Genomic DNA, 21802 nt, shown 5'->3' on the forward strand with positions numbered 1-21802 from the left:
ATGCCGCGCCGCACGATGATCGAGGCCATCCGCGACGCGATGGCGGTGGCGATGGAGCGCGACGACGACGTGGTCGTGTTCGGGGAGGATGTCGGCTATTTCGGCGGCGTCTTCCGCTGCACGCAAGGGCTCCAGGCCCGCTTCGGCAAGAGCCGCTGCTTCGACGCGCCGATCAGCGAATTGGGCATCGTCGGCGCCGCCGTCGGCATGGCGGCCTACGGCCTGAAGCCCTGCATCGAGATCCAGTTCGCCGACTACATGTACCCGGCCTACGACCAGATCGTGTCGGAGGCCGCGCGCCTGCGCTACCGCTCGGGCGGCCAGTTCACCGCCCCGATGGTGGTGCGGATGCCGACCGGCGGCGGCATCTTCGGCGGCCAGACCCACAGCCAGAGCCCCGAGGCGCTGTTCACCCACGTCGCCGGCCTCAAGACCGTGGTGCCGTCGAACCCCTACGACGCCAAGGGCCTGCTGATCGCCGCGATCGAGGATCCCGACCCGGTGATCTTCCTGGAGCCCAAGCGGCTCTACAACGGCCCATTCGACGGCCATCACGACCGGCCGGTGACCCCCTGGGCCCGCCACGACCTCGGCGAGGTGCCGGACGGGCACTACACCGTGCCGCTCGGCAGGGCGGCGATCCGGCGCGAGGGAAGCGCCGTCACGGTGCTGGCCTACGGCACCATCGTGCACGTGGCGGAGGCGGCGGCCGCCGAGACCGGCATCGACGCGGAGGTCATCGACCTGCGCACGCTGCTTCCGCTCGACATGGAGACGATCGAGGCCTCGGTGCGCAAGACCGGGCGCTGCGTCATCGCCCACGAGGCGACCCTGACGTCCGGGTTCGGCGCCGAGCTCGCCGCGCTCGTGCAGGAGGCCTGCTTCTACCACCTCGAGGCGCCGATCGTCCGGGTGGCGGGCTGGGACACGCCCTACCCGCACGCCCAGGAATGGGCCTATTTCCCGGGCCCCGAGCGCGTCGGCCGGGCCCTTCTCGCCGCGATGGAGGGCTGATCCATGGGCTTTCGCATCGTCAAGCTGCCCGATATCGGCGAGGGCGTGGCCGAGGCCGAGGTCTCGGCTTGGCACGTCAAGGTCGGGGACGTGGTCCGCGAGGACCAGCCGCTGGCCGACGTGATGACCGACAAGGCCACCGTCGAGATCCCGTCGCCGGTCAGCGGCACGGTCGCGGCCCTCGGGGCCGAGGCCGGCCAGATGCTGGCGGTCGGCGCCGAATTGGTGCGGCTCGAGGTCGAGGGCGGCGATGCCGTGCCCGCCCCGGACGCCGGCGTTGCCGTGGCGCCCGAGGTCGCGCAGGCGCAGGACGCGGCGGCGGGCCGGCCGGCCGCCGCCCTGGTCCCGGCCGCGGACGGCCTGGAGCCGGCCCCGCCCACGCCCGGGACGGTCGAGGCGCCAAGGCCGGTCGAGGCGCCGAAGCCCCCGGCGGCGAAGCCGACCGCCCCGCGCCCCGCCGCGGCGGCGCCCGCCTCCGGCCCGCCCCGTCCCCCGGGCGAGAAGCCCGTCGCCTCCCCGGCGGTGCGCCGGCGGGCGCTCGAGGCCGGCATCGACCTGCGCCAGGTCCGCGGCACCGGGCCGGCCGGCCGCATCGGCCACGACGACCTCGACGCCTATCTCAACGCGCCGCCCGAGGAGGCCACCCCCGCTCCCGCCGGCCGCGCGCCCCGCACGGCGGTGGAGGAGATCAAGGTCATCGGCCTGCGCCGGCGCATCGCCCAGCGCATGGCCGACGCCAAGCGCCGGGTCGCGCATTTCTCCTACGTCGAGGAGGTCGACGTCACGGCGGTGGAGGAGCTGCGCGCGAGCCTCAACCAGCGCCACGGCGCGAGCCGCCCGAAGCTGACCCTGATCCCGTTCCTGGTCCAGGCGCTGGTGCGCGCCCTGCCGGACTTCCCGCAGATGAACGCGCATTACGACGACGAGGCGGAGGTGATCCACCGCCATGCCGGCGTGCATGTCGGCATCGCCACCCAGACGCCGTCGGGCCTGATGGTGCCGGTCCTGCGCCACGCCGAGACCCGCGACCTGTGGAACGCGGCCACCGAGGTGCGCCGCCTGGCGGAGGCCGCCCGCAACGGGCTCGCCGCCCGCGACGAGCTGTCGGGATCCACGATCACCATCACGTCGCTCGGGGCGCTGGGCGGCATCGTCACGACGCCGGTCATCAACCGGCCGGAGGTCGCGATCATCGGCGTCAACAAGCAGGTGATGCGCCCGGTCTGGCGCGACAATGCCTTCGTGCCGCGCCTGACCATGAACCTCTCGGCGTCCTTCGACCACCGGGTGGTCGACGGCTACGACGCCGCCCTGTTCGTGCAGGCCTTGAAAGCCCTGCTCGAGACGCCCGCGATGCTGTTCATGGAGGCCTGACCGTGGGCGAGATCACCACCAAGCTCCTGGTGCTCGGCGGCGGCCCGGGCGGCTACGTCGCGGCGATCCGCGCCGGCCAGCACGGCATCGACACGGTGCTGGTCGAGGAGAACCGGCTCGGGGGCACCTGCCTCAATGTCGGCTGCATCCCCTCGAAGGCGCTGATCCACGCGGCTGAGGCCTTCCACGCGGCCGTGCTCCAGGCCGAGGATTCCTCGCCCTTCGGCCTCTCGGCCGGCCCGCCGAGCCTCGACTTTTCCCGCACGGTCGCCTGGAAGGACGGGATCGTCGGGCGGCTCAACACCGGCGTCGCGTCGCTCCTCAAGCGCGGCGGGGTCAAGATCCTGCGCGGGCGAGGCGCGATGGTCGACGGCAAGACCTGCCTCGTCGAGACCGATACCGGCCCCGAGCGGGTGCGGGCCGAGCACGTGGTGCTCGCCACCGGCTCGGTCCCGGCGGCGCTCCCCCACCTGCCCTTCGGCGGGCGGGTGATCTCCTCGACCGAGGCCCTGTCGCTGCAAAAGGTCCCGGCCACGATGGCGGTGGTGGGCGCCGGCTATATCGGGCTCGAGCTCGGCACCGCCTTCGCCAAGCTCGGCGCCACGGTCACGGTGGTCGAGATGGCGGACCGGATCCTGCCCGCCTACGATTCCGAGCTGACGAGGCCCGTGTCGCGGCGCCTCGGCGCCCTGGGGATCGAGGTGCTGCTCGGCGCGAAGGCGACCGGACATGCGGGCGATGCGCTCACGGTGGAGGTGAACGGCGAACTCCGAAAGATCCCCGCCGAGGTGATCCTGGTCGCGGTCGGGCGAAGAGCCCGGACGCAGGATCTCGGGCTCGACCGGCTCGACCTCGACATGAGCGGCCCGTTCATCCGCATCGACGAGCGCTGCGCCACCTCGATGCGCAACGTCTGGGCGGTCGGCGACGTCACCGGCGAGCCGATGCTGGCCCATCGCGCCATGGCGCAGGGCGAGATGGTGGCCGACCTCGTCGCCGGCCGCCGCCGCGCCTTCCACAAGGTCGCGATTCCCGCGGTCTGCTTCACCGATCCCGAGGTGGTCTCGGCCGGCCTCTCGCCGGAGGAGGCCCGCGCGGCCGGCCACGAGATCCGCACCGGCCTCTTCCCCTTCGCCGCCAACGGCCGCGCCATGACGCTCGGCGCCGAGGACGGCTTCGTGCGGGTGACCGCGCGGGCCGACAACCACCTGCTGCTCGGCATCCAGGCGGTGGGGGCGGGCGTCTCGGAGCTGGCGGCGGGCTTCGGCCTCGCTCTGGAGATGGGCGCGCGGCTCGAGGACGTCGCCGGCACGATCCACGCCCACCCGACCCTCGGCGAGGCCTTCCACGAGGCGAACCTGCGGGCGCTCGGCGAGGCTCTGCACATCTGAGCGGGCCTGCGGGGCGAATCGCGGCGCGATATGCGAGATCATCGCCCTCCCGAGCCGCGGAGGGACGAGGATGAGCGAGAGGAAGCGCCGGGCCAATGCGGCCGAGATCCGCGGCCGCGCCTTCCGCGACGTGATCGAGTGGCTGGAATACCGCGTCGCGATCTGCCGCGACGGGCTGGAGCGGCACACAGAGGCCCGCGGCGCCGACAGCCGCGCCGCCGCGATGGAGCGCGCCGCGGCCTTCGAGGCCGAGCTGATCCTGCGCGAGATCGGCAAGCTCGCGCGTGAGCCGCCCCGGTCCCGGGCGTTCCGGCTGGCGGCGGAGGCGCGCCGCCGCTACGTCGCCGAGCAGCAGGGGAGGGCCGGCGAGGCCGGCGACACCGCGCTGCGGGACGACGCCTGAGCGCGGCGCCGGCTGCCGCAGCGCCGGCGGTGCCGGGTCTCGCGCCGCGAAGAATTTTCGTCCGGCACATTGAACGGAGCCTTGGCCGCGTGAAATATAGCGAAGACGGTCCCGAACCGACGGGCCGCGGAACGGGGAGGATCGCCATGGATGGCCTGGGCACCGCGCGCCTGGGAACGCTCGTTTCTGCGCTTGCCCTCTGTCTCGCGACCGGCGCCGCGCGCGCCGAGGTGAAAGCGGGACCGGTCCTGATGCATTGGGGCCTGTGCGAGGCGTCCGCTGCTGCCGCCTACCCGGCCGGCAGCTTCGGCGACCGCTTCCTGGTGGTGAGCGACGAGGACAATACCCTCCGGCTCTACCGGTCCAACGAGTCCGGCCCGCCGCTCCCGCTCAAGGGCGGCGATCTCGGCGAAGCCCTCGGGGCCGGTCCCGGCGAGGGCGCCGGGAAGGCGGATCTCGAAGCCCTCGCCTGGCTCGGCAGCGACCTGGTGCTGATGGGCTCGCACGCCCGCGACGCCGAGGGCCGCACGCGCGAGGCATCGCGCCAGGTGCTCGGCCTGTCGGTGGGCGGCACCGCCGCCGAGCCCGCCGTGACGCCGAAGGGCAAGGTGTTCCCGGGCCTCGCCAAGGCGATCGCCGAGCTCGATCCGCGCCTCGCCGAGCGCATCGCCGTCGACCTCGCGGAGAAGCCCAATCTCAGCCCGCGGCGGCGGGGCTTTTCCATCGAGGGCCTGACCCCGGCTCCGGACGGCAAGGGGCTCTTGATCGGCCTGCGCAACCCGCTCAGCGCCGACAACGACGCCCTGGTGGTGCCGTTCGAGAACCCGGCCGAGGTGCTGGCGAGCGGAGCCAAGCCCAAGCTGGCCAAGCCGATCGCCCTCGACCTCAAGGGCCGCGGCATCCGCGACATCGCCTACGCGCCGGGGAGCAAGACCTACGTCATCATCGCGGGCGGCTCGGGCAGCGGCGGCGAGTCCTTCGACCTCTACCGGTGGTCCGGCACCCCCGGCGCGGCCCCGACCCGGATCGCCGGCGCCGCCGAGGCGCTGGCCGCGATTCCGGACTTCCAGCCCGAGGGCCTGCTGGTCTCTCCCGACGGCACCAAGGTACGGCTCATCAGCGACGACGCCGACATCTGCCCGGCGCGCAAGCCGCTGTCGTTCCGCAGCGTGGTCCTGGACTTGCAGTAAGCACCGTCATCGCTGGGTCTGCATCCTCCGTCGTTCCGGGGCCGCGCAGCGGAACCCGGGACGACGGAGAGGAGATGAGAGCCGTCTGCCCGATCATCGTGTCGGGCTCCGTCCTCACCAGCGCCCCCGCCGCGCCCGCACGTGATCCCGCGCGATGTCCTTGAGCGCCGGCGTGCCCAGCAGCGTCATCGCGTTGTCGAGCTCGCTGCGAAAGATCTCGATCGTCCGGGCGACGCCCTCGGTCCCGCCGGCCGCGAGGCCCCACAGGAACGGGCGGCCCAGGCTGCAGGCGGTGGCGCCGAGCGCCAGGGCCTTGATCACGTCGGTCCCGCGGCGCACGCCGCCGTCGAGGATCACCTCGGCCCGGCCCGCGACCGCCGCGGCCACGTCCGGCAGGGCCTCGATCGCCGCCGGCACGTCGTCGAGCTGGCGGCCGCCGTGGTTGGAGACGATCACCGCCTCGATCCCGAGCGCTACCGCCCGCTCGGCATCGGCCGGGTGCAGGAGGCCCTTCAGCGCCATCGGGCCGCGCCAGCTCTCCCGGATGCGCGCGATGTCGTCCCAGTTCGCCGAGGGATCGAACAGCGAGGCGACGTGCTGGGCGACGCTGGTGAAGCCGGGACCGGCGACCTCGAAATTGCCGAAGCCGAGGCGCGAGCGGGCGACCCCGGCGAGCCAGCCCGGCCGGCGGGCGAGGTCGAAGGCGGTGGAGAGGCGCGGCCGCAGGGGCATCGTGAAGGCGTTGCGCAGGTCGCGCTCGCGCCGTCCCTGCACCGCGAGGTCGACGGTGAGGCAGAGCACCCGGTAGCGCGCCGCCGCGGCGCGGCGCAGCAGCGCCTGCATCCAGTCGCGGTCGCGCAGGAAGTAGAGCTGGAACCAGCGCTCCCCGTCGGGCGCCCCCTTCGCCACGTGCTCGATCGAGCCCACCGAATTGGTCGACAGGCAATAGGGGATGCCGGCCCGCGCCGCGGCCCGGGCGCCTGCGACCTCGCCGTCCGGCCAGAAGAAGCCGGCGAGCCCGGTCGGCGCCATCATGACGGGCAGGGACGATCGGGCGCCGAGGATCGCGCAGGAGAGGTCGCGGGTGCCGACATCGACGCCGACCCGCGGCATCAGCATCCAGGCGTCGAAGGCCTCGACGTTGTCGCGCAGGGTGCGCTCGTCCTCGGCGCCGCCATCGATGAAGTCGAACACCGCCTTCGGCAGGCGGCGGGCGGCGAGGCCGCGCAGGTCCGCGACCGCGTGGGCCCGCTGCAGCCGGGCGGCGAGCCGCGTCGACGCCACGCCCTGCGCCGGCAGGGCCTGGGCGGGGGGCGTCAGCGCCGATGACGGCCGAGGGGCGACCGCCCGCCCCGTGCCGCGGGCCTCGTCTGCGTCCACGTTGGCCTCCCGGGCTTCCGGCTCTCGTGTCCGGTCGGGCCGAGGGGTAGCACCGGCGCGGAGCGGGCCGCAACCGGCGGGCCGGAGCCGTCGCGGCGGCGGGGATGGAACGGCGGAAGATGCCGCGCGTCGAACCCGCTCGATGGTCAGGCGGGCGGCGCAGCGGGGAGCCTATGGCGGATCAGGGCTCGGCCGAGCGCGACGAGATCGCGGACCGCTCGGCCCCGCGGGCGACGATCGTCCACGAGGCGGTGCGCAAGCAGGGGGAGGAGGAGCTGTCCCGCCCCGCCGGCTCCCTGTTCTGGTCCGGGGTCGCGGCGGGCATCGCCATCATGGCGTCGGTCATCGCGGAAGGGGCGCTGCACCACAAGCTGCCGCCCGACATGGCGGCCCGGACGCTGGTGGCGCAGCTCGGCTACCCGCTCGGCTTCCTGATCGTCATCCTCGGGCGGCTGCAGCTCTTCACCGAGCAGACGATCGTCACGGTGCTGCCCCTCGTCACCCGGCCGAGCGGGCGGGCGCTCGCGGCGACCGCCCGGCTCTGGGCGATCGTGCTTCTCGGCAACATGATCGGCAGCTGCGCCGCCGCCGCGCTCAACACCTACGGCCACCTGGTGAGCCAGGACCTGCTCGCCGCGATGGTGGCGGTGTCGCGCGAGAGCCTGATGCACAAGACGCCCTCCGAGATCCTGCTCCAGGGCATCCCGGCCGGCTTCCTCATCGCCACCGTGGCGTGGCTTCGGGCCGCCGCGAGCGGGGGCGAGCTGTGGATCGTCGTGATCCTCACCCTCGCGATCGTGCTCGGCGACTTCACCCACGTGGTGGCGGGGGCGGCGGAGGCCTTCCTGCTGCTGTTCTCCGGCGAGGCCGGCCTCGGCCGGGTGCTCGGCGGGCAGATCCTGCCGGCGCTCGTCGGCAACGTGATCGGCGGGACCGGCCTGTTCGCGCTGCTGGCCCACGCCCAGGTCCGCCAGGAGTTGTAAGGGAGGCGGTCAGGCGCGCAGCGCACCGAGCAGGAACGCGATCATCGCGTCGAGAGCCGGCACGAAATCCTCCGGGCACTGCACCACCAGGACCGGGTGGCAGAAGCGCACGATCGCGGTGTGGACGCAGCGCGCCGCCACCGCCGGATCCTCGACCCTGAACTCGCCCCGCGCCACGCCGTCGGCGATGATGCGCTCGAGCACCGCGGTGATCCGGTCGACGTGGTGGCGGCAGACGTTCCAGCTCTCGGACATCGCCGCCTCGACCATCTCGTGCATGCGCGGATGGCCGGTGAAGCGGCCGACGGCATCGCGGTGCAGGAAGACGATGACCTCGCGCAGCCGCGCCTCGGCCGAGAGGCCCGGCCGATCCGCGACGGCGGCGATCTGCGCCTCGACCTCGCCGATCAGGCGCGCCACCACGGCCTCGTTGATCGCCTTCTTCGAGTCGAAGAAGCGATAGACGTTGGCCGGGCTCATCCGCAGGGTCTTGGCGATGTCGGCCACCGTGGTCTTCTGGTAGCCGATCTCGCGAAAGAAGCGCTCCGCCGTCGCCAGGATGCGACAGCGCGTATCGGGCGGCGACTCCGCGACCGGCGGAGGTGCGGACAGGGCAGGGATCATGCGCGAGCCTATCGTGCCGATCGCATCCTGGTCAAAAGGCACCTGCACCCTCGCGGCCGGGTGTGGCAGCCGCGTCACCCCCGGGCGGGGCGGGCGCTCCCGTTCAGGAGCCGAACTGCGAGCCGAGGCGCTCCAGGTACTCCGCCAGGTCGATGCCGCCGACCTTCTTGCCGTAGTCGAACCGCATGCCGGCCCGGATCGCCACGCTCTCGCGCGGGGTGGTCAGGGTGACCGACTTCGTGCAGACCCAGGCGCCGTCGCGCCGGTGCTCGAAGTAGTTCAGGATTTCGTGCCGGCCCACATCTGCCTCCCTGTCAGTCGCGGAGACAACGTGGCAGTCGGGCGGAAGTTCACGGAATGTTGCGCCGGTTCGCCGAACTCTGCGCAAGCTTGAGCATAGGCCGCCGCTTGCGCGACCCCGGCGGCCGGGAGACAATCGGCGACAGGTTCCGACGAGGGAGAGAGATCGATGCCGGTCGTTTGCCGCGAGGCGCTGTTCCTGCGCCGCGAGGCGCTGTTCCTGATCGCGGGCGCGGTCGCCCTTCCGGCCCGGGCCGCGCCGCTGCAGAGCGGCGTGACCGCCTCCGCCTTCAGCTTCACCAGGCCCGAGGGCGGCAGCCTCGCGCTCGCCGAGCATGCCGGCAAGCCGATCCTCGTGGTCAACACCGCGACCGCCTGCGGCTACGCCCCGCAATTCTCCGGCCTGCAGCAGCTCTGGACCCGCTTCGGCTCCCGCGGGCTGACGGTGATCGCGGTGCCGTCGCCCGATTTCGGGCGCCAGGAGCCCCTCGACGGGCTGGCGATCGCCGAGGCCGCGCGCAAGAGCCACGGCGTGACCTTCCCGGTGGTGGACAAGACCTCCGTCACCGGGCCGCAGGCGCACCCGTTCTACCGTTGGGCCGCGGCCGAGAAGCCGGCCGAGACCCCGCGCTGGAACTTCCACAAGTACCTGGTCGGCCGCGACGGCCACCTGGCCGCCGCCTTCGCCACCCCGGTCGAGCCGACCGACCCGCGGGTGATCGCCGCGATCGTCAAGGAGCTCGACGCGGCAGGGTAGGGACCCCGCCGCGTCGAGCGGCTCAGGCCACCGCCTTCTGCGCGCCGGTGCGTGCGTGGAAGTCCGGCCCGTTGCCGGTCTTCGCCACGTAGCCGGCCCGGATCACGAAGTCGCCGAACCGCTCGCCGGCCTTGCGGTCCTTGGCGTAGGCGGCGAAGAGCGGGTCGAGCTTGGCCTTGATGTCGGAGGCCGCGACGTCGTCGGCGTAGAGCTTGCTCAACCGCGAGCCGTCGAAGGCGGCACCGAGATAGAGGTTGTAGCGCTCGGGGCCCCGGCCGACGAGGCCGATCTCGGCGATGAACGGCCGGGCGCAGCCATTGGGGCAGCCGGTCATCCGGATGGTGATGTCGTCCTCGGCGAGGCCGTGGGAGGCCAGGCTCTCCTCGAGCTCGTCGATGAGGCTCGGCAGGTAGCGCTCGCTCTCGGCGAGCGCCAGGCCGCAGGTCGGCAGCGCCACGCAGGCGAGGCTGTTGCGGCGAAGCGCCCCCGCGCCGGCGGTCAGCCCGTATTCCTGCACCAGGGCGTCGATCTCCGCCTTCCGGTCGGCCGGGACGTTGGCGATGATGACGTTCTGGTTGCCGGTCAGGCGGAAATCACCCTGGTGGACCTCGGCGATGCGGCGGAGCCCCGAGAGGATCTGCGGCCCGCCCTCGATGTCCTTGATCCGGCCGGACGCGACGTAGAGCGTCAGGTGGTGCTTGCCGTCATCGCCCTCGACCCAGCCGTAGCGGTCGCCGTTGCCGGTGAACGTGAAGGGCTTGGGGTCCTGGAAGGCGCGGCCGACGCGCTTCTCGACCTCGGCCCGGAAGGCCTTCAGGCCGTAGCGCTCGATCGTGTACTTCAGGCGGGCGTTCTTGCGGACAGTGCGGTTGCCCCAGTCGCGCTGGACGGTCATCACCGCCTCGGCGACCTTCAGGGCGTAGTCCGGCTCGCAGAAGAGCATCACGTCGGCGGTGCGCGGGAAGGTGTCGGTCTCGCCGTGGGTCATGCCCATGCCGCCGCCGACGGTGACGTTCCAGCCCGTCACCTTGCCCTTCTTGTCGAGGATCGCGATGAAGCCGAGGTCGTGGGCGTAGACGTCGACCTCGTTGGAGGGCGGCACCGCCACGATGGTCTTGAACTTCCGCGGCAAATAGGTCTTGCCGTAGACCGGCTCGACCTCGGCCGCCTCCTCGCCCCCGACCACGCGCTCGCCGTCGAGCCAGATCTCGCGCCAGGCATTGGTCTTCGGCAGCAGGGTGTCGGAGATGTCCTTGGCGAGTTTGTAGGCCGTCTCGTGGGCGCCCTTCTGGGCCGGGTTCGTCGCCGCCATCACGTTGCGGTTGACGTCGCCGCAGGCCGCGATCGTGTCGAGGAGCGCCGAGTCGATCGCCGCCATGGTGCGCTTCAGGTTCGACTTGATGACGCCGTGATACTGGAACGTCTGGCGCGTCGTCGCCCGCAGGGTGCCGTTGGCGTAGGTGCGGGCGATCTCGTCGAGGATCAGCCACTGCTTCGGGGTCACGACGCCGCCGGCGATGCGCAGGCGGATCATGAACGAATAGGCCTTGTCGAGCTTCTTCCTGGTCCGCTCGGGCCGCAGGTCGCGGTCGTCCTGCAGGTACATCCCGTGGAACTTCACGAGCTGCCCGTCATCGTCCGAGATCGCGCCGGTGGCGTTCTTCAGCAGGCCCTCGGCGAGGGTGCCGCGCAGGTAGCCGCTGGCGATCTTGATGTGCTCGTTGGCCGAGAGCTTGGCGGCCCGCGCCGCTTCCGCCTCGGTGATCGGGCGCTCGGTCGGCGGCGTCTCGTAGACGCGCTCGGCGGCGGAGATGTCGGCGGTCTTGTGGTCGGCCATGGAGTGGTGTCCGTTCGGGCGCCGGGTGCGGCGCGTCATCTACCAGCGTCTCCGACGCCTGACAGCACCGAATGAAACGCGGGATCCCCTCTCCCGTGTGGGAGAGGGGAGGCGGTACGGGTCCTAAGCAGAATTGCATGCACGGTACACGACACGGCCAGTGTGTCGGCGGTTAGGGACCTCCGACCCTCGAACCTCATCCTGAGGTGCTGGCGATCGGAGATCGCGCCGCTAGCGGCAGCCTCGAAGGAGGGCTCCAGGGATCGCACCGACTTCTGGAGCCCTCCTTCGAGGCCCAGCGATCTGCGATCGCGTGCGATCTCCGATCGCCGGCACCTCAGGATGAGGTCGCGGGTCGGAGGGACGACTGACGCTGCCTCCAAACCGCACTGTCGTGCACCGTGAATTGCATGGCACAACTCTTCTTAGCTTCTTGTTTTTGCATCATTTTCGCCGCCGAACCGGTGACCACTTCGGCGAATGATGCTTAGTACACGTCCTGCTGATAGCGGTGGCTGCGCTCCAGGCCCGCCACGGCGGCTTCGGCGGCCGCCGCATCCAGGCCCTTCACGTCGGCGAAGGCCTTGACCAGGGCCGCCCGCACGTCCTTGGCCATCGCCTTGGCGTCGCCGCAGACGTAGAAATGGGCGCCGTTATCGAGCCAGGCGACGAGCTCGCGGCGCTGCTCCCAGATCCGGTCCTGGACGTAGATCTTCTCGGGCTGATCGCGGGAGAAGGCGACGTCGATGCGGTGAAGCGAGCCGTCCTCCAGGGCCTCCTGCCACTCGAGCTGGTACAGGAAGTCGTGGGTGAAGTGGCGGTCGCCGAAGAACAGCCAGTTGCGGCCCGGCGCCTCGGTGGCGCGGCGCTCCTGCACGAAGGCGCGGAACGGCGCCACGCCGGTGCCGGGGCCGACCATGATGATGTCGGTGGCGAGATCCTTCGGCAGGCGGAAGTGCTTGTTGGGCTTCACCCGCACCCGCAGCTTGGCGCCGGTGCGGATCCGGTCGGCGACGTGGACCGAAGCGACGCCGGTCCGCGCGCGGCCATGCGTCGTGTAGCGCACCGCCGCGATGGTGAGGTGCGCCTCGTCGCCGACCTCGGCCCGCGAGGAGGCGATCGAGTAGGCCCGCGGCGGCAGCGGCCGGGTGATCTCGGAGAGGTGTTGCGCCGTGAGCTTGGCCGGGTAGGTCTCGATCAGGTCGATCAGGTGCCGGCCCTCGATCCAGGCCCGGACCTCGTTCGAGTCGATGAGGCGCCGCGCCTCCTCGTGGCCGGTGGCCTTCACGAAGCGCTCGACCGTCGCGGCCGACAGCGTGGTGATGTCGCGCTCGGCGAGCAGCGCCCGGCGCAGGGCCGCGTCGCCCTCGAGGCCCGCGGCCTTGAGGATCTGGTCGACGAGCGCCGGATCGTTCTCGGGATAGAGCTCGAGGGAATCGCCGGGCTCGTAAGCCGGGGCGGCGTCCTCGAAGGCCAGCGCGAGGTGGATCGTCTCCTTGTCGGAGCGCGAGGAGTTCAGGTTGACGTGCTCGATCACCTCGACGGTGACCGGCTCGCGGCTGACCTCGACGTCCTCGTCGGCGCCGGCCGTGCGGGCGAAGTCCACCGCCACGACGTTGCCGGCGGGCTCAGGAGGCGCGAGCGCCTTCAGGGCGTCCTTGATCCAGGCGGCGGCCGGCTTGTCGAAGTCGAGGTCGCAATCGACCCGCGGCAGCACCCGCTTGGCCCCCAGCTCCTCGAGCCGGGCGTCGAGGCGCTTACCCGTGGCGCAGAACTCGGCGTAGGAGGTGTCGCCGAGGGCCAGAACGCCGAACTCGACCCCGTCGAGGCGCGGCGCGCCCTCGCCCATGATCTCGCCATAGGCCCGCACGGCCCGGGCCGGCGGCTCGCCCTCGCCCCAGGTGGCGGCGATGACGACCAGGCGCTTCTCCTTGCCGAGGGCCGCCACGTCGAGGTCGGCGAAGTCGACGACCTTCGGCTTGAAGCCGCTCTTGCGGGCGAGCTTGGAGACGTCGCCGGCGAGTTTCTCGGAGTTGCCGGACTCGCTGGCGAACACGACCGTCAGCGGCTCGGCCGCCCGCGGCGGAGCGGCCGGGGCGGGCGCCTCGGCAGCGGCGGCGCTGCCCCCGGCGGCGTCCAGGCCGGCCAGGAAGCCCGCGAGCCAGGCGCGCTGCAGGGCGGTGGTGGAGCCGAGGGCGGCATCGAGATGGGCCCGCTCGGCGTCGCCGAAGGGAGCCGTGCGGGGAAGGAGCGCGGGGCGAGACATGCCCGCACAGATGTGCCCGCGCGGTCCCGGAGTCAACCGAAATGTTCTTTTTGAAGAACGCGCCCGCGGGAGATCGTCGTTATCGCCCCGGCCGCCGGAAAGAGAAAATTATTTTCCGTTCGCCGCGACAGGCTGGATGAACGGTGCCGTCGGGAGCGGCAACGCAGTGGTGCTCTTCACCTTCTCCATGGCGAACCGCGATGTCACGTTCTTGAGCGGCAGCACCGCGATCAGGCGCTTGTAGAAGGCGTCGTAGGCCTGCATGTCCGCCACCACGACGCGGAGCATGTAGTCGACGTCGCCGGCCATGCGGTAGAATTCCAGCACCTCCGGCATGCCCGAGACCGTGGCGGCGAACCGCTCCAGCCACTCGCGCGAATGGTCGTTGGTCTCGATCGAGACGAACACCGTGAGCCCGAGCCCCAGCTTGACGGGGTCGAGCACCGCCACCCGCCGGTCGATCACCCCGTCGGCCTCGAGGCGCTGGATCCGCTTCCAGCACGGGGTCTGCGACAGGCCGACGCGCTCCCCGATCTGCGCAATCGACAGAGTGGCGTCGTTCTGGAGCAGGGCGAGGATCTTCAGATCGATGGCATCCACTGCGCGGCTCCGATTCTGGAGAAGATTCTTTCAAGGATGACCCTTGGGCAGGGAACGAATCTCCTACCCGGTGGTTTGCCGGATCCCGAATATCGCGGAACGCCGGGGCGAAGCTCGCGAAAAACACCGGGACCGCATCCCAGCCATGCCTTGACAGTGTTCGGTATAGCGAACAGTTACCGGGTCCGACAAGCAGCCATTCCCGTGCTCCCCATGACCCTCCCCCTCGACCGTGCGGCGCAGGCCGACCTTGCGCAGTCGCTGGCGGCGCGCCTGCGTCCCCTCGCCCTGCCGGAGCGCCTCGCGCTGATCGACGCGACGATGGACGGCCGCCTGGTCTTCACCACGAGCTTCGGCCTCGAGGATCAGGCCCTGACCCATGCCCTGCGCATGGCGAAGTCGCGGGCCGAGATCGTCACGCTCGATACCGGCCGGCTCTTCCCCGAGACCTACGACGTCTGGGCCGAGACGGAAGCCGCCTACGGCTTGCGCATCCGCGCCTACGCGCCCGAGCGCGAGGCCGAGGAGCTTTTCGTCGCCGAATCGGGCATCAACGGATTCCGGCACTCGGTCGCGGCGCGGCAGGCCTGCTGCGGCTTTCGCAAGGTCGAACCCCTGGGACGGGCGCTTTCCGGCGCCGCCGGCTGGCTCACCGGCCTGCGTGCCGGCCAGTCGGCCAACCGCGCCGAGACGCCGCTGGCCGAGGCCGACGAGGCCCGCGGCCTGATCAAGCTCAACCCCCTGGCCGACTGGACCCGCGAGGCGATCGCCGACTTGGTCCACCAGAACTACGTGCCCTACAACGTCCTGCACGACCGCGGCTTCCCGTCGATCGGCTGCGCGCCCTGCACCCGCGCCGTGAAGGTCGGCGAGCCCGAGCGGGCCGGCCGCTGGTGGTGGGAGCAGGCGGGCAAGCAGGAATGCGGCCTGCACGTCGCGGGAGCGCCGGGCGCGGTCCTGCGCCCAGGCCAGGAGCCCGCCGCCTTCGAGCCGGCACAGTCGGACCGTAACCTTTCCCCCGCGTCGTCCTCGACCAGAAGCAACCCGGAGCTGGCCGCATGAGCGCCGCCCTTAAAGTCCGCACCGACGGGCTCGACCGCCTGACCCACCTCCAGCGCCTGGAGGCCGAGAGCATCCACATCATGCGGGAGACGGTCGCCGAGACCGAGAACCCGGTGATGCTGTACTCGATCGGCAAGGATTCCTCGGTGCTGCTGCACCTGGCGCTCAAGGCCTTCGCGCCGGGCCGGCTGCCGTTCCCGCTGCTCCACGTCGACACGACCTGGAAGTTCCGCGAGATGATCGCCTTCCGCGACCGGCGCGCGAAGGAGCTCGGCCTCGACCTCCTCGTCCACACCAACCCGGACGGGCTCGCCCGCGGCATCGGGCCGGTGAGCCACGGTTCCGAGGTCCATACCGACGTGATGAAGACCCAGGCCCTGCGCCAGGCCCTCGACACGCACAAGTTCGACGCCGCCTTCGGCGGGGCGCGCCGCGACGAGGAGGCCTCGCGGGCCAAGGAGCGCATCGTCTCGTTGCGCACCGCCCAGCACCGCTGGGACCCGAAGCGCCAGCGCGCCGAGCCCTGGCACCTCTACAACATGAAGAAGCAGCGCGGTGAGTCCTTGCGCGTCTTCCCGCTCTCGAACTGGACCGAGCTCGATATCTGGCTCTACATCGAGCAGGAGAACATCCCGATCGTGCCGCTCTACTACGCGGCCGAGCGCCCGGTGGTGGAGCGCGACGGGCAGCTCATCATGGTCGACGACGGGCGCCTGCCGCTCCGGCCCGGCGAGACGCCGCAGATGCGCCGCGTGCGGTTCCGGACGCTCGGCTGCTACCCGCTGACCGGGGCGGTCGAGAGCGACGCCGCGACCCTGCCGGAGATCATCGGCGAGACGCTGGCGACCCGCACCTCCGAGCGGCAGGGCCGGGTGATCGACAAGGACGGCGCCGGCGCCATGGAGCGCAAGAAGCAGGAAGGCTACTTCTGATGACCGTGCACCAATCCACCCGCGCCTTCGGCTACGAGGCGTTCCTCGCCGCCCACCAGCGCAAGGAAGTGCTGCGGTTCATCACCTGCGGCTCGGTCGACGACGGCAAGTCGACCCTGATCGGGCGGCTCCTGCACGACACCAAGCAGATCTTCGACGACCAGGTGAGCGCGCTCGAGCGCGACTCGCGCCGCCACGGCACGCGGGGCGGGGAGCTCGACCTCGCGCTCCTCGTCGACGGCCTGCAGGCCGAGCGCGAGCAGGGCATCACCATCGACGTCGCCTACCGGTTCTTCTCGACCGAGCGGCGCTCGTTCATCGTCGCCGACACCCCCGGCCACGTGCAGTACACCCGCAACATGGCGACCGGCGCCTCGACCGCCGAGGTCGCGGTGCTGCTCGTCGATGCGAGGAAGGGCCTGAGCCCCCAGACCCGCCGCCACGCCCTGCTGGTCTCGATGCTCGGCATCCGCCGCGTCGTGCTGGCGGTCAACAAGATGGACCTGATCGGCTGGTCGCAAGATCGGTTCGAGACGATCGTGGCCGAGTTCGAGGCCTTCGCGAAAGGTCTCTCCTTCGCCGAGGTCACCGGCATCCCGCTCTCGGCGGCGAACGGCGACAACGTCGTGCTGCCCGGCACCGCCGCCCCCTGGTACACCGGCGCGCCGCTGCTGCAGTACCTCGAGGAGGTGCCGGCCCATGTCGAGGAGGAGGTCGCCCCCTTCCGCATGGCGGTGCAGTGGGTCAACCGGCCGAATTCCGACTTCCGCGGCTTTGCCGGCCTGATCGCGTCTGGCGCGATCGCCCCGGGCGACGCGGTCGTGGTGGCGCCCTCGGGCACCCGCTCCACGGTGGCGCGGATCGTCACCTATGACGGCGACCTGGACCGCGCCATCGCCGGCCAGTCGGTGACCCTGGTGCTGGCCGACGAGGTCGACGCCTCCCGCGGCAGCGTGATCGCCGCCGCCGCGCAGGCGCCGTTGGTGAGCGACCGGCTCGAGGTGCGGCTGTTCTGGGCCAACGAGGCCGAGCTGACGCCGGGCGCGACCTACCTCGCCAAGGTCGGCACCGTGACGGCCAATGCCGTGGTCGAGGCGGTGCGCGCGCGCATCGATACCGAGACCGGGCAGGGCGTGCCGGCCGAACGCTTGAGCGCCAACGACATCGGCGACGTCACCTTGAGCCTCGACCGCAAGGTCGCGGTCGACGCCTACCGGCAGAACCGCGACACCGGCAGCCTGATCCTGATCGACCGCACGACCACCGACACGGCGGCGCTCGGCCTGGTCCAGGCACCCCAGATCGCTCCCCAGGGCGGGACCGAGGCCGAGGCTCCGACGACCGAAGCGAAGGCCGGGGCGGCTCCCGCCGGCGGCGGCTTCCTCGGCTCCCTGCGCCGGCTGTTCCGGGGCTCGTCCCTGGCGCTCCTCGCCGGGGCCTCGTTCCTGGCGCTGGCCGGGGCGCCGGCCCCGGTCAAGGCGCAAGCCCTCCTCAACGTCTCCTACGATCCGACCCGCGAGCTGTACCGGGCGATCGACGCCGCCTTCGCCAAGGAATGGAAGGCCAAGACCGGCGAGACCGTGACGGTGCGCGCCTCGCATGGCGGCTCGGGCGCCCAGGCCCGCTCGGTCATCGACGGGCTGCCGGCCGACGTGGTGACGCTGGCGCTCGCCAGCGACATCGATGCCATCGCCGAGCGCACCAAGAAGCTGCCGGCCGACTGGCAGAAGCGTCTTCCCCACAACTCGACGCCCTACACCTCGACCATCGTGTTCCTGGTCCGCAAGGGCAACCCGAAGGGCGTCAAGGACTGGGACGACCTGGTCAAGCCCGGCATCCAGGTCATCACCCCGAACCCGAAGACCTCGGGCGGCGCGCGCTGGAACTACCTGGGCGCCTACGCCTATGCGCTCGCCAGGAACAACGGCGACGACGCCAAGGCGAAGGCGTTCATCGCCGCCCTGTTCAAGAACGTGCCGGTGCTCGACACCGGGGCGCGGGGCGCCACCACCACCTTCGTGCAGCGGGGCCTCGGCGACGTGCTGATCGCCTGGGAGAACGAGGCGTTCCTGGCCGACGAGGAATTCGGCAAGGGCAAGTTCGACATCGTGGTGCCGTCGCTCTCGATCCTGGCCGAGCCGCCGGTGGCCCTCGTCGACGCCAATGTCGACCAGAAGGGCACCCGCCGCCAAGCGGAGGCCTACCTGCAGTTCCTCTATACCCGGGAGGCGCAAGCCATCATCGCCAGGAACTACTACCGCCCGCGCGACGAATCGGCGGCGGCCAAGGAGGACCTGGCCCGCTTCCCCAAGCTGAAGCTCGTCACCATCGACGACACCTTCGGCGGCTGGGCCAAGGCGCAGAAAACCCATTTCGACGACGGCGGCGTCTTCGACGCCATCCTGAAGTCCCGCCAATGAGCAACGCCGCGGCCCTGCCCGCGGGGCGGGCCGCACCCCGCTTCCGGCGACCGAGCGCGCTCCCGGGCTTCCGCCTCACCTTCGGGATCACGCTCACCTACCTGACCCTGCTCGTCCTGCTGCCGCTGGCGGTGCTGCTCCTGCGCGCCGCCAGCGTCGGCCCGGCCGGGCTGTGGGCGCTCGTCACCGACGCCCGCAACCTCGCGGCGCTCAAGACCTCGTTCGGCCTGTCGCTCGCCGCCGCCGCGATCGATGCGGTGTTCGGGCTCCTGATCGCCTGGGTGCTGACGCGCTACCGCTTCCCCGGCCGGCGGATCATCGACGCCCTCGTCGACCTGCCCTTCGCCCTGCCGACGGCGGTGGCCGGCATCGCGCTCGCCAGCCTCTACGCCCCGAACGGCTGGATCGGCGAGCCGCTGATGAGCCTCGGGATCAAGGTCGCTTACACCCCGCTCGGCATCCTGGTGGCGCTCGTCTTCGTCGGCCTTCCGTTCTGCGTCCGCACGGTGCAGCCGCTGGTGGCCGAGATCGACCGGTCGAGCGAGGAGGCCGCCGCGATCCTCGGCGCCTCGCGCTTCCGGGCGCTGGTCACCGTGATCCTGCCGCCGCTGATCCCGGCGATGCTCACGGGCTTCGCGCTGGCCTTCGCGCGGGCCGTCGGCGAGTACGGCTCGGTGATCTTCGTCGCCGGCAACCTGCCTTTCGTCTCGGAGATCGCGCCGCTCCTGATCGTGATCAAGCTCGAGGAGTTCAACTACGCCGGCGCCACCGCCATCGCGGCCGTGATGCTGCTGATGTCGTTCGCCGCGCTCCTCGCCATCAACCTGGTGCAGGATGTCAGCCGCCGCAGGTTCGGGCATGTCTGAGACCGTCCCGTCGATTCCGCCGCCCTCCCGCGGCCCGCACGCGGCGCTCACCGAGCCGCGCCCGGTCCGGATCGCCCTGATCCTCCTGGCCGTCGCCTTCCTGGCCCTCTTCCTGCTGCTGCCGCTGGCGGTGGTGTTCGTCGAGGCGCTGAGCAAGGGGGTCGGGGCCTATCTCGACACCTTCGCGGAGCCGGATGCCCAGGCGGCGATCCGCCTGACGCTCCTCGTCGCGGTGATCGCGGTGCCGCTCAACGTCGCGTTCGGCCTGTGCGCCTCCTGGGCCATCGCCAAGTTCGACTTCCGCGGCCGTAACCTCCTCATCACCCTGATCGACCTGCCGTTCTCGGTCTCGCCGGTGGTGGCGGGCCTGATCTACGTGCTGCTCTTCGGGGCGCAGGGGCTGTTCGGGCCGTTCCTGCACCGGCACGGCATCGAGATCATCTTCGCAGTGCCGGGCATCGTGCTCGCCACCGTGTTCGTCACCTTCCCGTTCGTGGCCCGCGAGCTGATCCCGCTGATGCAGGACCAGGGCACCACCGACGAGGAGGCCGCGTTGACCCTCGGGGCGAGCCCGTGGCGGGTCTTCCGGACCGTGACGCTGCCCAACGTGCGCTGGGCGCTGCTCTACGGCGTGCTGCTCTGCAATGCCCGGGCGATGGGCGAGTTCGGCGCGGTCTCGGTCGTGTCCGGTCGAATCAGGGGCCTCACCACCACCATGCCGCTGCACGTCGAGATTCTGTACAACGAGTACAATTACGTGGCGGCGTTCGGGATCGCCTCGCTGCTGGCGCTCCTGGCGCTCGTCACCCTGGCGGGAAAATCGTTCCTTGAATGGCGCCACGCGGATGCGCTGGCCGGACGCGGAGCCCACTGAGATGACGGCAGGATTCGCTCCCACCACCCTGACCCTGCGCCGCGACGCGCAGGTCCGGTCGGTCGAGGTCGCCGCCCCCGAGCGCCTGCGCCACGCCGGAACGTCCGTGCGCGTCGATGCCATCGTCAAGCGCTACGCCGGCGCCGGCCCGGCGGCCCTCGAGGGCGTCAGCCTGGCGATCGAGCCCGGCGAGCTGCTGGCGCTGCTTGGTCCCTCGGGCTCGGGCAAGACGACGCTCCTGCGCGTCATCGCCGGGCTCGAGATCCCGGATGGCGGCCGGGTTTTCTTCGGCTCGCAGGACACCACCGACCTGCCCGTCCAGCGCCGCGGCGTCGGCTTCGTGTTCCAGCACTACGCCCTCTTCCGCCACCTGACGGTGTTCGAGAACATCGCCTACGGGTTGCGCTCGCGCCCCCGGGCCCACCGCCCGAAGGAGGACGAGATCCGCCGCCGGGTCGAGCGCCTGCTCGAGCTGGTGCAGCTGCCCGACCTCGCCAAGCGCTATCCGGGCCAGCTCTCGGGCGGCCAGCGCCAGCGCGTCGCGCTCGCCCGCGCGCTCGCCGTCGAGCCCTCGGTGCTGCTCCTCGACGAGCCCTTCGGCGCCCTCGACGCCCAGGTGCGCAAGGACCTGCGGCGCTGGCTGCGCGAGATCCACCGCGAGACCGGCCAGACCACGATCTTCGTCACCCACGACCAGGACGAGGCCCTGGAGCTCGCCGACCGGATCGCGATCCTCAACAAGGGTCGCATCGAGCAGGTCGGCGCAGCCCACGAGGTCCAGGACCACCCGGCCTCGCGCTTCGTGATGTCCTTCGTCGGCGAGACCGCGCGCCTCGCCGCCGAGGTCTCGGACGGGCAGGTCCGCGTCGCCGGCCGCCCGGTCATCGCGGCGGAGCCCGGCTGGCCGCAAGGCGCCGTCGATCTCTGCCTGCGGCCCTGGGACCTCACGGTCGGGCAGGGACCCGGCACGCTGCCCGGCACCGTGCGCGAATGGCGCCGCACCGGCCGCGGGACCGTGGCGGAGATCCTGCTCGACGGCGCCGAGGCCCCGGTCGAGGTGAAGGTGACCGAGGTCTACGAGCCCGGCGACCGGGTGGCCCTCGCGGTGGGGGCAGCGCGGGTGTTCGCGCGGGGATAGAATCGGCCAGGCCAGTATCGACCGTAGCGATTGTTACCAAAACCGCGATTTTGGTAACAATCGCTACGGTCCTCTGCTCAATCCCGCCCCTCACGACGCGCTAGGAGGTCCGGCCCAGCCACACGCCGCAAGGTTCGGCCGCCGATCCAGGCCAGCAGGGCCGTCGCCGCGTAGATGGCAATTCCGGCGACCGGCATGAGGTAGAGGTTGAGCCGGTATTCGAACATGACGTCGGCCACGGCGGTCATGTCGCTCCCCGACATCTCCCGGCAAATGTCGTCCGTGAAGAAATCGCTCAGGCGGCTTGGCGGCTTGGCGGCTTGGCTGCTTGGCGGGTCGGATCTGACCATGCGGAGTGCGGCGGCGAGCAGGAGAGACAGCAAAAGCCTGA

At 71.5% G+C, this 21802-nt stretch carries 20 protein-coding genes and 1 pseudogene; 14 read left to right on the forward strand and 7 right to left on the reverse strand.

Going from position 1 to position 21802, the window contains the following annotated elements:
* The 5 genes from EU555_RS15715 (at position 1) to EU555_RS15735 (ending at position 5372) form a co-directional block, all read left to right on the forward strand.
* Positions 1-1014, forward strand: a complete 1014-nt coding sequence (locus EU555_RS15715; protein WP_135415644.1) for an alpha-ketoacid dehydrogenase subunit beta — start codon at positions 1-3, stop codon at positions 1012-1014.
* A gap of 3 nt (positions 1015-1017) precedes the next feature.
* Positions 1018-2388, forward strand: coding sequence for a dihydrolipoamide acetyltransferase family protein (locus tag EU555_RS15720; RefSeq protein ID WP_135415646.1), 1371 nt, complete (start codon positions 1018-1020; stop codon positions 2386-2388).
* 2 nt (positions 2389-2390) lie between these two features.
* Entirely contained in the window at positions 2391-3779 is a 1389-nt protein-coding gene (lpdA, locus tag EU555_RS15725; protein WP_135415648.1) for a dihydrolipoyl dehydrogenase, read from the forward strand.
* A gap of 70 nt (positions 3780-3849) precedes the next feature.
* The gene (locus tag EU555_RS15730) at positions 3850-4182 is read left to right on the forward strand and encodes a hypothetical protein (RefSeq protein WP_135415650.1); all 333 of its coding nucleotides are present in this window, start codon (positions 3850-3852) and stop codon (positions 4180-4182) included.
* A gap of 146 nt (positions 4183-4328) precedes the next feature.
* Positions 4329-5372 (forward strand): DUF3616 domain-containing protein, encoded by a 1044-nt coding sequence (locus EU555_RS15735; protein ID WP_135415652.1) that lies wholly within the window; start codon positions 4329-4331, stop codon positions 5370-5372.
* A gap of 114 nt (positions 5373-5486) precedes the next feature.
* Here EU555_RS15735 and EU555_RS15740 read toward each other — a convergent pair whose 3' ends face one another.
* On the reverse strand, positions 5487-6752 hold the full coding sequence (locus EU555_RS15740; protein WP_135415654.1) for an alpha-hydroxy acid oxidase: 1266 nt from the start codon (positions 6750-6752) through the stop codon (positions 5487-5489).
* 173 nt (positions 6753-6925) lie between these two features.
* On the opposite strand from EU555_RS15740, the gene EU555_RS15745 reads away from it, so the two are divergent.
* Entirely contained in the window at positions 6926-7735 is an 810-nt protein-coding gene (locus EU555_RS15745) for a formate/nitrite transporter family protein (RefSeq protein WP_135415656.1), read from the forward strand.
* A 9-nt stretch (positions 7736-7744) separates the two neighbouring features.
* On the opposite strand, the gene EU555_RS15750 is transcribed toward EU555_RS15745, so the two are convergent.
* Positions 7745-8359, reverse strand: a complete 615-nt coding sequence (locus tag EU555_RS15750; protein WP_135415658.1) for a TetR/AcrR family transcriptional regulator — start codon at positions 8357-8359, stop codon at positions 7745-7747.
* A 103-nt stretch (positions 8360-8462) separates the two neighbouring features.
* Positions 8463-8660: a hypothetical protein gene (locus EU555_RS15755; protein WP_135415660.1), complete on the reverse strand. Its 198-nt coding sequence runs from the start codon at positions 8658-8660 to the stop codon at positions 8463-8465.
* Positions 8661-8828: 168 nt separating this feature from the next.
* Between EU555_RS15755 and EU555_RS15760 the strand changes: the two genes are divergently transcribed.
* Positions 8829-9416: a glutathione peroxidase gene (locus tag EU555_RS15760; protein ID WP_135415662.1), complete on the forward strand. Its 588-nt coding sequence runs from the start codon at positions 8829-8831 to the stop codon at positions 9414-9416.
* 22 nt (positions 9417-9438) lie between these two features.
* Here the strand turns inward: EU555_RS15760 and EU555_RS15765 are convergent, their stop codons facing one another.
* From EU555_RS15765 to EU555_RS15780, 3 genes are all read right to left on the reverse strand, one after another.
* Positions 9439-11253 (reverse strand): NADPH-dependent assimilatory sulfite reductase hemoprotein subunit, encoded by a 1815-nt coding sequence (locus tag EU555_RS15765; protein ID WP_135415714.1) that lies wholly within the window; start codon positions 11251-11253, stop codon positions 9439-9441.
* A gap of 487 nt (positions 11254-11740) precedes the next feature.
* The gene (locus tag EU555_RS15775; RefSeq protein ID WP_135415666.1) at positions 11741-13519 is read right to left on the reverse strand and encodes a diflavin oxidoreductase; all 1779 of its coding nucleotides are present in this window, start codon (positions 13517-13519) and stop codon (positions 11741-11743) included.
* Between the two features lie 108 nt (positions 13520-13627).
* Positions 13628-14119 (reverse strand): Lrp/AsnC family transcriptional regulator, encoded by a 492-nt coding sequence (locus EU555_RS15780; protein WP_135415668.1) that lies wholly within the window; start codon positions 14117-14119, stop codon positions 13628-13630.
* Positions 14120-14332: 213 nt separating this feature from the next.
* On the opposite strand from EU555_RS15780, the gene EU555_RS15785 reads away from it, so the two are divergent.
* From EU555_RS15785 to EU555_RS15810, 7 genes and pseudogenes are all read left to right on the forward strand, one after another.
* Positions 14333-15181, forward strand: coding sequence for a phosphoadenylyl-sulfate reductase (locus EU555_RS15785; protein WP_135415669.1), 849 nt, complete (start codon positions 14333-14335; stop codon positions 15179-15181).
* Positions 15178-16113, forward strand: coding sequence for a sulfate adenylyltransferase subunit CysD (gene cysD / locus EU555_RS15790; RefSeq protein ID WP_135415671.1), 936 nt, complete (start codon positions 15178-15180; stop codon positions 16111-16113). The genes EU555_RS15785 and cysD overlap by 4 nt, the downstream gene beginning before the upstream one ends.
* Positions 16113-17525: pseudogene (cysN, locus tag EU555_RS37020) on the forward strand (sulfate adenylyltransferase subunit CysN); the annotation flags it as partial. The gene cysD and the pseudogene cysN, both read left to right, overlap by 1 nt.
* Positions 17526-17531: 6 nt before the next feature.
* Positions 17532-18533 carry a sulfate ABC transporter substrate-binding protein gene (locus EU555_RS37025; protein ID WP_425375118.1) on the forward strand — a complete coding sequence of 334 codons (1002 nt, stop codon included), beginning with the start codon at positions 17532-17534 and terminating at the stop codon, positions 18531-18533.
* Positions 18530-19399, forward strand: a complete 870-nt coding sequence (cysT, locus tag EU555_RS15800) for a sulfate ABC transporter permease subunit CysT (RefSeq protein WP_135415675.1) — start codon at positions 18530-18532, stop codon at positions 19397-19399. Before EU555_RS37025 ends, cysT begins: the two co-directional genes overlap by 4 nt.
* On the forward strand, positions 19392-20273 hold the full coding sequence (gene cysW, locus EU555_RS15805; protein WP_135415677.1) for a sulfate ABC transporter permease subunit CysW: 882 nt from the start codon (positions 19392-19394) through the stop codon (positions 20271-20273). The genes cysT and cysW overlap by 8 nt, the downstream gene beginning before the upstream one ends.
* A gap of 1 nt (position 20274) precedes the next feature.
* On the forward strand, positions 20275-21411 hold the full coding sequence (locus EU555_RS15810; protein ID WP_135415679.1) for a sulfate/molybdate ABC transporter ATP-binding protein: 1137 nt from the start codon (positions 20275-20277) through the stop codon (positions 21409-21411).
* A gap of 77 nt (positions 21412-21488) precedes the next feature.
* On the opposite strand, the gene EU555_RS36190 is transcribed toward EU555_RS15810, so the two are convergent.
* A partial coding sequence (locus EU555_RS36190) for a hypothetical protein (protein WP_167858559.1) occupies positions 21489-21802 on the reverse strand: 314 nt, incomplete at its 5' end.

It is taken from the genome of Methylobacterium nonmethylotrophicum, assembly GCF_004745635.1.
GTDB classification, from domain to species: Bacteria; Pseudomonadota; Alphaproteobacteria; order Rhizobiales; family Beijerinckiaceae; genus Methylobacterium; species Methylobacterium nonmethylotrophicum.